Source organism: Pseudomonas sp. IT-196MI5, assembly GCF_949767415.1.
Taxonomy (GTDB): Bacteria; Pseudomonadota; Gammaproteobacteria; order Pseudomonadales; family Pseudomonadaceae; genus Aquipseudomonas.
On record NZ_CATKPZ010000007.1, the window covers coordinates 12,287 to 24,039 of the forward strand.

General features: G+C 60.4%; 9 protein-coding genes. 4 read left to right on the forward strand and 5 right to left on the reverse strand.

What is annotated here, in order from left to right:
* The first annotated feature begins 264 nt into the window (after positions 1-264).
* From ACM6IK_RS04830 to ACM6IK_RS04840, 3 genes are read left to right on the forward strand one after another with little or no spacing between them, the layout of a single operon-like run.
* Entirely contained in the window at positions 265-2,388 is a 2,124-nt protein-coding gene (locus ACM6IK_RS04830) for a putative bifunctional diguanylate cyclase/phosphodiesterase (RefSeq protein ID WP_414873379.1), read from the forward strand.
* 45 nt (positions 2,389-2,433) lie between these two features.
* Positions 2,434-2,922, forward strand: coding sequence for a YgjP-like metallopeptidase domain-containing protein (locus ACM6IK_RS04835; protein WP_414873380.1), 489 nt, complete (start codon positions 2,434-2,436; stop codon positions 2,920-2,922).
* Positions 2,923-2,959: 37 nt separating this feature from the next.
* Positions 2,960-3,256: a winged helix-turn-helix domain-containing protein gene (locus ACM6IK_RS04840; protein WP_414873381.1), complete on the forward strand. Its 297-nt coding sequence runs from the start codon at positions 2,960-2,962 to the stop codon at positions 3,254-3,256.
* A gap of 139 nt (positions 3,257-3,395) precedes the next feature.
* On the opposite strand, the gene ACM6IK_RS04845 is transcribed toward ACM6IK_RS04840, so the two are convergent.
* Positions 3,396-3,848: a GNAT family N-acetyltransferase gene (locus ACM6IK_RS04845; RefSeq protein ID WP_108216998.1), complete on the reverse strand. Its 453-nt coding sequence runs from the start codon at positions 3,846-3,848 to the stop codon at positions 3,396-3,398.
* A gap of 256 nt (positions 3,849-4,104) precedes the next feature.
* Between ACM6IK_RS04845 and ACM6IK_RS04850 the strand changes: the two genes are divergently transcribed.
* Complete coding sequence (locus ACM6IK_RS04850; RefSeq protein ID WP_414873382.1) at positions 4,105-4,842, forward strand: substrate-binding periplasmic protein; 738 nt, start codon at positions 4,105-4,107, stop codon at positions 4,840-4,842.
* A gap of 156 nt (positions 4,843-4,998) precedes the next feature.
* Here ACM6IK_RS04850 and yccS read toward each other — a convergent pair whose 3' ends face one another.
* The 4 genes from yccS to mdtD form a co-directional block, all read right to left on the reverse strand.
* Positions 4,999-7,182, reverse strand: a complete 2,184-nt coding sequence (gene yccS / locus ACM6IK_RS04855) for a YccS family putative transporter (protein WP_414873383.1) — start codon at positions 7,180-7,182, stop codon at positions 4,999-5,001.
* A 260-nt stretch (positions 7,183-7,442) separates the two neighbouring features.
* Positions 7,443-8,621: an NAD(P)/FAD-dependent oxidoreductase gene (locus ACM6IK_RS04860; RefSeq protein ID WP_108216995.1), complete on the reverse strand. Its 1,179-nt coding sequence runs from the start codon at positions 8,619-8,621 to the stop codon at positions 7,443-7,445.
* Positions 8,622-8,774: 153 nt separating this feature from the next.
* Positions 8,775-10,112, reverse strand: coding sequence for an ATP-dependent RNA helicase DbpA (gene dbpA / locus ACM6IK_RS04865; RefSeq protein ID WP_256678226.1), 1,338 nt, complete (start codon positions 10,110-10,112; stop codon positions 8,775-8,777).
* A gap of 105 nt (positions 10,113-10,217) precedes the next feature.
* The gene (gene mdtD / locus ACM6IK_RS04870; RefSeq protein ID WP_414873384.1) at positions 10,218-11,645 is read right to left on the reverse strand and encodes a multidrug transporter subunit MdtD; all 1,428 of its coding nucleotides are present in this window, start codon (positions 11,643-11,645) and stop codon (positions 10,218-10,220) included.
* Positions 11,646-11,753: the final 108 nt, after the last annotated feature.

Genomic DNA, 11,753 nt, shown 5'->3' on the forward strand with positions numbered 1-11,753 from the left:
TTAGGGGGTGCCTTTATAAGCGTAGCGGGATATTTTGTTAACGCTCGTCGGACGGGTGGTTGACGTCAACATCCTGTCGGAATGCCATCTGTCCCGGTTTCATGAGTCTGAACCATCGACCGTTAGTCGGTAAAAAGACACAATAATGAATGATGGCTCACTGACACCTTCTGCTTTTGCAGAACCGGGTCTAGAGTGATGGCACAGTATTTGTCCGGTTTTCACGAGAAGCCGGCCTGACACCCCCGCAATTAGAGAAGCAGCATGGAATGCGCGCAACCCACGCCAGTAGAAGGCGGCTCAACCCTTTTAGTCGTCGACGATTACCCTGAAAACCTGATCAGCATGCGTGCGTTGTTACAGCGCCAGGGCTGGCGGGTCATGACTGCCGCCTCGGGTTTCGAGGCCCTCGGCTTGTTACTTGAACACGATATCGACCTGGTGCTGCTGGATGTGCAGATGCCGGGCATGGACGGCTATGAAGTGGCGCGCCTGATGCGCGGTAGCCAGCGGACCCGTCTCACGCCGATCATTTTCCTGACCGCCAACGAGCAGTCCCAGGACGCGGTGATCAAGGGCTATGCCAGTGGTGCGGTGGATTACCTGTTCAAGCCGTTCGACCCCCGGATCTTCACGCCCAAGGTCCAGGCGTTGCTCGAGCACCAGCGTAACCGCCGGGCCTTGCAGCGCCTGAGTCAAGATCTGGAATCCGCTCGTGCCTTTAATGCGTCGGTGCTGGATAACGCTGCCGAAGGCATTCTGGTATTGGGTGAGGACGGTCTGATTCGTTTTGCCAATCCGGCGATGTCACGGCTGCTCAATGCCACGGTGCAGGAATTGCAAGGCAAGGAGTTTCTGGACTACCTGCAAAAACCGCATATCCCGATCTGGGCCGATTCCGAGTTGCTGGCCGGATATAAACGCGGCGAAACCCTGCGCCTGCACGATGCCCTGCTACGTACGGCGCCCGGCCAGCAGGTGCCGGTGGCCTTGTCCTGCGCGCCGTTGCCTGCCGAGCAGCATGCGATGGTGGTCACCGTGCTGGACATGTCGGTAGTGCGCCATCTGCATCAGCAACTGGAATTTCAAGCGGTCACCGATCCGCTGACCGGATTGCTCAACCGTCGGGGTTTCTACCAGACCGTGGAGAACCTGCTGTTGCGCGGTGAGCGCTCCGACAGTTGCTGGGTCTTGATGTACCTGGACCTCGACGGCTTCAAGCGCGTCAATGATTCGCTCGGGCACGATGCCGGCGATCGGGTGCTGCGCTGGGTCTGCGAACAGTTGAAGGCCTGCCTGCGGCCCTTCGACATTCTGGCGCGGATGGGCGGCGACGAATTCACCGCGCTGCTGGATCTGGAGTTCCCCGAGCAGGCGGCGAAGATTGCCGAGAAGCTCATCGAGCGAGTGTCGATCTGTCAGCAGATCGATGGCCTCGATATCGTGCTGGGTGCCAGCATCGGCATCGCTACGTTCCCTGATTGTGGCGCCAATCTCGACGGGATGCTGCGGGCGGCCGACATTGCCATGTACGAAGCCAAGCGTGCCGGTCGCCAGCAATATCGCTTCTACGATCACGAAATGAACGGCCGGGCGCGCTCGCGGTTGATGCTGGAAGAAAGTGTGCGAACCGCCATTGAGAATCGGGATTTCAATCTGGTGTATCAGCCTCAGGTGGCGATTGCCGACGGGCGGATTCGTGGCTTCGAGGCCTTGTTGCGCTGGCAGCATCCGAGCGTTGGCGATGTACCCCCGGGGCTGTTTTTGCCATTGCTGGAGGAGGCGCGGCTGATCAGTCGCCTGGGCAGCTGGATCTACCATCGCAGCATCGGGCAACGCAAAGCCTGGGAGTCCCTGTTTACCGAGGGCCTGGTGCTCGGCGTCAGTTTGAGCAGTACGCAGTTCGGCATGCCCAACCTGGTCACTGAGTTGCGCCAGGTGCTTGAGCGCCATGGCTTGCAACCGCGTCATCTGGAAGTCGAGGTCACGGAAGAGGCCTTGATGCACAACCCCGAAGAAACCCGCAAGCAATTGCGCCTGCTGCACAATCTGGGTGTACGAGTGGCACTGGATGACTTCGGGGCCGGCCCCTGCTCCCTGACGCACTTGCGCGACCTGGAACTGGACACCCTCAAGCTCGACCGGCATTTGATCGCCCGGTTGCCGGAGTCGGTACGGGACGCGGCGCTGGTGCGCAGTGTGATCGACCTGTGTAAACAGTTCGGGATGCTGGTGATTGCCGAAGGAGTGGAAACCGTCGCGCAGTATGAATGGCTGCAGGCCAACGGTTGTGAATATGTGCAAGGTTTTCTGGTGGCCCGGCCGATGATGGCCGAAGACACCGGGGTCTTTGTCCAGCCGTTTGACTGGAGCGCGCTGCCCCGCTGAATTCGCTACACTGGCGACCTTTTAGTGACGTGTATTGCCGCCCCGATGACCGTGTTGAAATATCTCCAGGCTTATCCCGCTACCTTGCAGGATCAGGTGCGCCAGCTGATCGCCGACGGTCGGCTGGGCGATTACCTGAGCCAGCGTTACCCGCAAAAACACGCGGTGCAGAGCGACAAGGCGTTGTACACCTATGCCCTGGACCTCAAGCAGGAATACCTGCGTAATGCGCCGGCCATCGACAAGGTGCTGTTCGACAACCGCCTGGACCTGACTCACCGTGCCCTTGGCCTGCACACCACAATCTCCAGAGTGCAAGGCGCAAAACTCAAGTCCAAGAAGGAAATCCGCATCGCTTCGCTGTTCAAGGAAGCGCCTTGCGAATTCCTGAAAATGATCGTGGTGCATGAGCTGGCGCACTTCAAGGAGTCGGACCACAACAAGGCCTTCTACAAACTGTGCGAGCACATGCTGCCGGGTTACCACCAGGTGGAATTTGATGTGCGGGTGTACCTGACGTGGCGGGATCTGTAGGCGCTGCCGCAGGCTGCGATCTTTTAAGGAGCAATGGATGGGCGTGAGCAAGACCAAGAGCAGCTTCTACCGCCGGTTGTACGTGGCGTACCTGATCGACAGCGGGCTGGCCAGCAGTGTCCCGGCGCTGACCGAGGTCACCGGCATGCCCCGGCGCACGGCACAGGACACCATCGCGGCGTTGGCGGATCTGGATATTGTCTGTGAATTCGAGCAGGAAGAGGGCGCGCGCAACCATGCGGGGCGCTATCGGATTCGCGAGTGGGGTGCGATCGATCGCGGGTGGATCGAGCGTAATCTGCGGCAGATCAAGGCAGTGCTGGAGTATCCCTGAGATTTGCGTTGCCTGAGCTGACGCCATCGTCGGAACGCCGCCCGGAGCAAGCTCGCTCCCACATTAGATCAGCAGCGAACACAGATTTTGTGTGCGATAGAGATCAAATGTGGGAGCGAGCTTGCTCGCGATAGGGCCTTCAGGAGCGACGCATGCCAATGTGCGGAATGCCATCCTCGACAAACTCCTCGCCCGTCACGACAAACCCGTACCGCCCGTAATACCCCTGCAAATGCGTCTGGGCCGAAAGGTAGATCGGCGTTTGCGGCCAGCGCTCTTCAATCTGCTCCAACGCCTGGTCCATCAACGCATGTCCAAGCCCGGCGCCTCGTGCGTGTGGAGCAATGACCACCCGACCGATCACTACGTCCCCGCCTTGCAGTTCCGGGTCGAGCAGCCGCAGATAGGCCACCAGTTGATTGCCGTCCCAGGCCATCAAGTGACAAGTGTCACCTTCCAGGTCCTGGCCATCCACGTCTTGATAAGCGCATTGCTGCTCGACGACGAACACCTCGGCGCGCAACTGCAAAATGGCGTACAGCTGCTCCTTGCCCAGGTCGCTGTGGTGTTTGCAGATCCAATCGACTGTCATGTTTTGATTCCCTGAAAACGTCGTTCCGATACTAAGCGCAGTCACGCCAGAAGTCTTTATGGCGGAAGAATCTGTGACATAGGCCAAAATGCCATCATTCATTTCTCGCGCGGATGTCTTCTTTGTGTAATCTGGATCGAAGCGCTGTGCTGTGGCTTCGATGAGCTGATGTTTCATAACCGGGTCTTGTCAGTACAAGGCCTTGGGGATTTGGCTGAAAACACGTAGGGCAATCCGCCCGCTAAGGATTTCTGGCATGCCGCGATTGCATCGAGCTTTTGCTTTGATTGGATTGCTGTTGCTGGTTCAGGGAGCAGCGGCAGAAAAACTGCGGTTGGTCGCTGATGCCTGGCCCCCTTTTACCGATTCCACGCTCCTCAACGGTGGTTTGGCCACGGATATTGTCAGTACCGCGCTCGCCAGGGCCGGCTATGCCAGTGAGTTTGAACAGGTGCCCTGGGCGCGGGCCTTGATGGGGGTGGGCGAGGGCCGCTACGACGTGCTGGTCAACGCCTGGTACAACGACGAGCGTACAAAATTCGGCCAGTTTTCCGGCGAATACCTGCTCAATCGCGTACGGTTTCTCAAGCGTAAAGACGCGCCCATCGAGTTCAACGACCTGCAGCAATTGCACACGTATCCGATTGCCATCGTGCGCGGTTACGCCTATTCGCCCGCGTTCGACAACGACGACTCATTGCAGAAAATTCCGGTGCACAGCTTCGCCATGGCTGTGCGCATGGTCGCGGCCGACCGAGTCAAACTGACACTGGAAGATGAGTACGTCGCCCGCTACTACCTGTCCCGTGAGTCATCCAAGGTTCGAAACGCCGTGGAATTCCTGCCCAGGGCATTGAGCGAGAACAGCCTGCACATTCTGGTCAGCCTGAAGAATCCACAGCATGAGCAGATCGTCGCCAGTTTCGACCGGGAGATTGCGGCGATGAAGGTGGACGGGAGTTATGACAATTTGATGAAACAGCATGGGATGTGAGTGGGTTGAGCCAGTTTCTGTGTTGTTGCCGATGGCCTCATCGCGAGCAAGCTCGCTCCCACAGTAGATCTTCAGTCGACACAAATTTTGTGAACACCAGAGCCCCCTGTGGGAGCGAGCTTGCTCGCGATGGGGCCAGCCCGGACACCACAGATCTCAATCCTCACTGGTGTCCTTGATCAGATGCGCCGCCAACGTCCGCAACGGCCCGAGCTGACGACAAATCAGCGCCAGTTGCGTCTGCACCAACCGCTGCCCCTCATCGATTTCATCGGGCATCTGTTCCAGTCCATAGGCCAATGCTTCTTCCTCATCGCTTTGAATCGCAATTGAGGATTTGCTCGCCAGCCCATGGGCGATTTCGTCGATGCTCGCCGCCAGTTTCACCCCGGCTCCGTCGATCAAATGTTCATGCACACCCGCTGGCAGTTGGGTTTCCCGGTGTGCGCCCAGGCCTGACAGGTAGCTGAGTAGCGTGTGCGACAGCACCAGGAAGCGGAATCCGACATCTGCTTCCTTACGGAAATGCCCAGGCTCCATCAGCATATTGGCCAGTGTGGTCGACAGCGCTGCGTCGGCGTTGTGCGCGTTGCGGCGGGCCAGGCGGTAAGCCAGGTCGTCGCTTTTGCCCGCCGCGTATTGCTGCATGATCTGGCGCAAGTAAATGCTGTTGCAGGCCAGGGTGTTGGCCAGCACTTTGTTCAGGCGTCGGCCCTGCCAGTCCGGCAGGAACAGGAACACCGCGAGCCCGGCGATCAGGCTGCCGAGCAAGGTATCGAACAGCCGTGGCAGGAACAGCCCGTATCCGTCACCCACCTGGTTGAAGCAGAACAGCACCATCAGGGTGATCGCCGCCGTCGCCAGGGTGTAGCGGGTGGTGCGGTTGGTAAAGAACACCACTCCGGCGGCGATGGCGAAACACGACTGGATCAGCGGGTTCGGGAACAGGTCGAACAACGCCCAGGCCAGGGTCAGGCCGATGGCAGTGCCGATGATCCGTTGACCGAGTTTGCGGCGGGTGGCGCCGTAGTTCGGTTGGCAGACGAACAGCGTGGTGAGGATGATCCAGTAGCCTTGGGACGGGTGAATCAAATGCACCATGGCGTAGCCAATGCTCAAGGCCAGGGGCAATCGCAGGGCATGGCGGAACAGCAGCGAGGTCGGTGTCAGCTGCGTGCGCAAGCGCAGCCACACGTCCTTGAGGCTGCGCGGCGAACGGTCGAGCAAGCTGCTGTCGGTGGCGTCGGCCAGGGCGTCGGGGTTGCTGGCATCGCTGAGCAAGCGGTCGAGAGTGCCAAGGTTGGCCGCCAGTGCCCGCAGTGAACGCAGCAAACCACGCCAGGCCGGGTTGCTCTGGATGCGCAGGTGTTCCAGGGAGGCATCCAGGTCGCTCAGGGCCTCGGCGAAACTGGCGTCGTAGGTGAACGGCTGGCGCATCTGGATCGATTCGGCCAGAGCCCGACAGGCTTTGCCTTGCTGGCGCAACAGGCGCTGACAGCGGAACATTACGTCGCTGTGGAAAAAGGCATCGGCCAGGGCGTTGTATGGATAGTGCGATGAGCTGGCGCGTTCGTGAATGTCTTGGGCGAGGAAGTACAGTTTCAGGTAGCGGCTGACTTTCGACCCCGGGCGACCGTTGCCGACCCGGTGCAGGATGATCTCCTTGGCGGCGTTCAATGCCGCCACTACCCGGCCGTTCTGCTGGGCCAGCTCCAGGCGCCGCGCCTCCACGTCCATCTGCCGGATGGGCTCGAACAGCGAGGATTTGAGCTTCAGGTAAAAGCCCAGTTCGCGAAACAGGCGCGCCAGGCTCTGCTGCACCGGTTGATTGGAAAACAGCGCCTGCCACAACACCGAGAGCAGGCCATACCAGGCGGCACCGGCCACCAGCAGCACCGGCTCGTGCCAGACATCGATGACCGCGCCGCCGCGTTGGTCCACGCCGATCATGGTGTAGACCGACAGAATCAGTGTTGCCGAGGCAATCGCGCCATAGCGCTCGCCCAGGGCGCCGAGCATGGTCAGGCAGAACGCGGCCAGGGCGAAGGCGATGATAAACAGCGAGGGGTAGGGGAAGAGCAGCTCGACGGACAGGGCGGCAACCGCGAAACACACCAGCGTCACCGCCAGCGCGTTGAGACGGCCCTGCCAGCTGTCGTCGGTCTCGGCCAGGGCACTGGCGATAATCCCCAGGAACAACGGGATCAGCAGGCCCATTTCATCCTGATACCAACACAGCGCCATGGTGCCGGTCAGGGCAATGAATACCCGCACGCTATAGCTGAATTTATCCAGCGCCCAGAGGCGACGCAGAGACTGGCGGAACGAAGTCGATGACATGAAATGCGAAGGCCTTCCGAGGCAATGACGCTAAATTGAGCCACTAATGACGCCGACGCAATGGCGTCGATCACATCAGACAGCAAAATCTGTTCCTTTGAGCATTGTGATCTGGGTTGATCACAAATTTTGTGGCTGGCCGAGAAACCTGTGGGAGCGAGCTTGCTCGCGATGAGGTCGCAACATTCAACAGAGATGTTGACTGATAGGCCGCCATCGCGAGCAAGCTCGCTCCCACAGGGGGTGTGTTGATTTTTGAATCAGACGTACTGCGCAGCGGCGTAACCGGATGCCCAGGCCCACTGGAAATTGAACCCGCCCAGATGCCCGGTCACGTCCAGCACTTCACCGATGAAGTACAGCCCCGGGCTTTTCAGCGATTCCATGGTCTTGGACGACACTTCGTTGGTGTTGACGCCACCCAGGGTCACCTCGGCGGTGCGATAGCCTTCGGTGCCCGCCGGCACGACTTTCCAGCTCGCCAGTTTTTCCGCGATATCGGCCAGTTCAGCGTGGGTGTACTGCTTCATCGGTTTGGACACGAACCAGTTGTCCGCCAGCAGGTTGGCCATCTTCTTGGTGAAGATTTCCCCGAGCAGGGTTTTCAGCTCGCTATTGGGGCGTTCGGCCTGTTGCTGTTGCAGCCAGTCCGGTACGTCGTGATCCGGCAACAGGTTGATCTCGACGGTATCGCCGGATTCCCAGAACGACGAAATCTGCAAAATCGCCGGGCCGCTGAGGCCGCGGTGGGTGAACAGGATGTTCTCGCGAAAGCTCTGGTCATTGCAGCTCACCAGGCAATCCACCGACGTGCCAGACAACTCGGTGCACAAGGCCTTGAGCTGATCGGTGATAGTGAATGGCACCAGACCGGCGCGGGTTGGCAGCAGTTCGTGGCCAAACTGTTTGGCCACCTGGTAACCGAAGCCGGTGGCGCCCAGGGTCGGGATCGACAGGCCACCGGTGGCGATCACCAGGGATTCGCACGTTATCTGGTCGAGCGTCGTGTCCAGCAAATAGCCCTTTTCGAGCTTCTCGATGGTCTGGATCGACGTGTCCAGGTGCAGGCTGACGCCGACCTGGTCGCACTCATTCAGGAGCATTTCCAGGATGTCGCTGGATTTGTTATCGCAGAACAACTGGCCGAGTTTTTTCTCGTGGTACGGCACGCCATGCTTGGCGACCATGCCGATGAAATCCCACTGGGTGTAGCGGGCCAGGGCGGATTTGCAGAAGTGCGCGTTCTGCGAGAGAAAATTGCCAGGTTCTGTGTACATGTTGGTGAAATTGCAGCGGCCACCGCCCGACATCAGGATTTTCTTGCCGGCCTTGTTGGCATGGTCCAGCAGCAACACCTTCCGCCCGCGCCCGGCGGCGGTCAGCGCACACATCAACCCTGCGGCGCCAGCGCCAATGATCACGACTTCGGTAGAGCGCAAAACGGTGTCCTCTCAGTGTTTCACCACAAAACTAACTGTGGGAGCGAGCCTGCTTGCGAAAGCGGTGTGTCAGTCAACCATCGGCTAACAGACAGAATGCATTCGCGAGCAGGCTCGCTCCCACAGGGGGATCTTCTTTGGTTGGAAGATCGCTTACAAAATACGCACGCGCAACGAACGGCCCTTGATCTTGCCGTCGTTCAGGCGCTGCAAGGCCTGCTTGGCGACGCCGCGCTCCACGGCCACATAGGCCTGGAAGTCGAAAATCGCGATCTTGCCGACCTGGGCACCGGGGATGCCGGCGTCACCGGTCAGTGCGCCGAGAATGTCGCCCGGACGAACCTTGTCCTTACGGCCGGCAGCGATGCACAGCGTGCTCATCTGCGGCAGCAGCGGGCCACCGCCTTTGGAGGTGAGGTTGTCGACCTGATCCCAGGTCAGCGGCGTCTGCTGCAATTGCTCAATGGCTTGTGCGCGCTGTGCTTCGGACGGCGCGACAAGGCTGATCGCGAGGCCTTTCTCACCGGCACGACCGGTACGGCCGACACGGTGGATGTGGATTTCCGAATCACGGGCCAGTTCGACGTTGATCACCATGTCCAGGGAATCGATGTCGAGGCCACGGGCCGCGACGTCGGTGGCAACCAGCACCGAAGTACTGCGGTTGGCGAACATCGCCAGCACCTGGTCGCGGTCACGCTGTTCCAGATCGCCGTGCAGGCCGACGGCGGAAATGCCTTTGGCGGTCAGGTGGTCGACGGTTTCCTGAACCTGCTGCTTGGTGTAGCAGAAGGCCACGCAGGAGGCCGGGCGGAAGTGGCCAAGCACCTTGGTCACCGCACTCATGCGGTCGTCCGGGGAAATCTCGTAGAAGCGCTGCTCGATCTGCGTGTCGTCGTGGAACGCTTCGGCCTTCACTTGCTGCGGGTTACGCATGAACTTCGAGGCCAACTGCTTGATGCCTACCGGGTAGGTGGCGGAGAACAGCAGGGTCTGGCGACGCTCCGGGGCCTGCATGATGATTTCTTCGATGGAATCGTAGAAGCCCATGTCGAGCATGCGGTCGGCTTCGTCGAGGATCAGGGTGTTGAGGCCGTGGAGTACCAGCGAGCCCTTGCGCAGGTGCTGCTGAATACGGCCCGGGGTGCCGACGATGATGTGCGCGCCATGTTCCAGCGAAGCGATCTGCGGGCCGAGGGACACGCCGCCGCACAGGGTCAGGACCTTGATGTTGTCTTCGGCACGGGCCAGGCGACGGATTTCCTTGGCGACCTGGTCAGCCAGCTCGCGGGTAGGGCACAGGATCAGCGCCTGGCAACCGAAGTAGCGCGGGTTGATCGGGTTCAGCAGGCCGATGCCGAACGCGGCGGTCTTGCCGCTGCCGGTCTTGGCCTGGGCGATCAGGTCCATCCCCTTGAGGATCACCGGCAAGCTTTGCGCCTGAATCGGCGTCATCTGGGCATAACCGAGGGAGTCGAGGTTAGCCAGCATGGCGGCGGACAGCGGCAAAGTATTAAATTCGGTGGCGATGGTGGTCACGGGACTGGCCTGCAAAACAAAATGTCGCGCAGTGTACCAGCCCGGTGGCCATTCGCCCTAAGGTTCGATGTGCTGTTCCGGACGTTTGACACGCCGTCCGTCTTGCTTCGAGAGCTGGGAGAAGATGGTTGCGGCGAGCATGGCCATGATTCCCACCGTCACAAACGTCAGTTGAAACGCGCCCAGAACTGTCTGCACGCCGTCGTTTCCGATCTCGGCAGTAAACCCGCCGAGTAACGCACCCGCACACGCAACCCCCAGGCTCAGGGACAGTTGCGCGACCACCGACAGCAGGCTGTTGCCGCTGCTGGCGCTGGCGTCGTCGAGGTCGATCAGGGTCACGGTGTTCATCGCGGTGAACTGCAAGGAGTTGATCGCCCCGAGGATCGCCAGCAGGCACAGCAGCAGCCAGTACGGCGTCTGCTCGCTGACCAGGCCCATGCTCGCCAGCATGATCCCCAGCGCCAGGGTGTTGCCGGTGAGCACGATGCGATAACCCCAACGCTCGATCAGCGGCCGCGCGACCCACTTGGCGATCATCGCCGCCGCCGCCAGCGGCAGCATGCTCATCCCGGCCTGGGACGGCGAATAGCCCAGCGCCACTTGCAACAGCAATGGCACCAGAAAGGGCAGGGCGCCGCTGCCGAGGCGGGCGAATAGGTTGCCGAGAATGCCCACGGCAAAGGTCCGGGTCTTGAACAGCGACGGCGCGAACAGCGGGTTCTCGATATGCCCGGCACGCAGCCAATACGCCGCCAGGCAAGCCATGCCGCCAAACAGCAGCAACATTACCCGCAAATGCGGCAGGTGTAGCTCGCCCAGGCCTTCCATGGCGATGGTGATCAGAATCATCGCCGCGCCGAACAGCACGAATCCCAGGCTATCGAAACGGGTGCGCTCGGTACCGCGAAGGTCGGGGATGAATTTCCACACGGCGTAGCAACCGACGACGCCGACGGGCAGGTTAATCAGGAAGATCCAGTGCCAGGTCAGGTATTGCACCATCCAGCCGCCCATGGTCGGACCGATCAAAGGGCCGAGCAACCCGGGAATGGTGATGAAACCCATGATCCGCACCAGTTCCGAACGCGGGTAGGCGCGCAACACCACCAGCCGCCCGACCGGCAGCATCAACGCGCCACCCAGGCCCTGAATCACCCGGGCACCGATCAGCATGCTCAAGCTGCTCGACAGCGCGCAGAGCAGCGAACCGAAGCTGAACAACAGTATCGCGCTGAAGAAGATCTTTCGGGTGCCGAAGCGATCGGCAATCCAGCCCGAAGCCGGGATCAGCAACGCGACCGTGAGCATGTAGGCGATGATCACGCCCTGCATGCGCAATGGGTCTTCGGCCAAGTCGCGGGCCATGGCTGGCAGGGCAGTGTTGAGAATCGTCCCGTCGAGGGACTGCATGAAGAAGGCGATGGCGACGACCCACGGCACCCAACGGGCGGTGACAGCGTCGAGAGGCGGGCGGTTGGGCATGGGACCTCTTGGCAGGGTTTCATCGACATTGAGCTGGCTTGCCAGCGAAGCTTTTGGCGGCCTTGACGGCCCCTTCGCTGGCAAGCCAGCTCCTACAGGGTGTTGTGT

Coding starts and splice junctions, on each gene's coding strand:
- ACM6IK_RS04830 (WP_414873379.1), top strand. CDS start 265: ATGGAATGCGCGCAACCCACGCCAGTAGAAGGCGGCTCAACCCTTTTA.
- ACM6IK_RS04835 (WP_414873380.1), top strand. CDS start 2,434: ATGACCGTGTTGAAATATCTCCAGGCTTATCCCGCTACCTTGCAGGAT.
- ACM6IK_RS04840 (WP_414873381.1), top strand. CDS start 2,960: ATGGGCGTGAGCAAGACCAAGAGCAGCTTCTACCGCCGGTTGTACGTG.
- ACM6IK_RS04845 (WP_108216998.1), bottom strand. CDS start 3,848: ATGACAGTCGATTGGATCTGCAAACACCACAGCGACCTGGGCAAGGAG.
- ACM6IK_RS04850 (WP_414873382.1), top strand. CDS start 4,105: ATGCCGCGATTGCATCGAGCTTTTGCTTTGATTGGATTGCTGTTGCTG.
- yccS (WP_414873383.1), bottom strand. CDS start 7,182: ATGTCATCGACTTCGTTCCGCCAGTCTCTGCGTCGCCTCTGGGCGCTG.
- dbpA (WP_256678226.1), bottom strand. CDS start 10,112: ATGCTGGCTAACCTCGACTCCCTCGGTTATGCCCAGATGACGCCGATT.
- mdtD (WP_414873384.1), bottom strand. CDS start 11,645: ATGCCCAACCGCCCGCCTCTCGACGCTGTCACCGCCCGTTGGGTGCCG.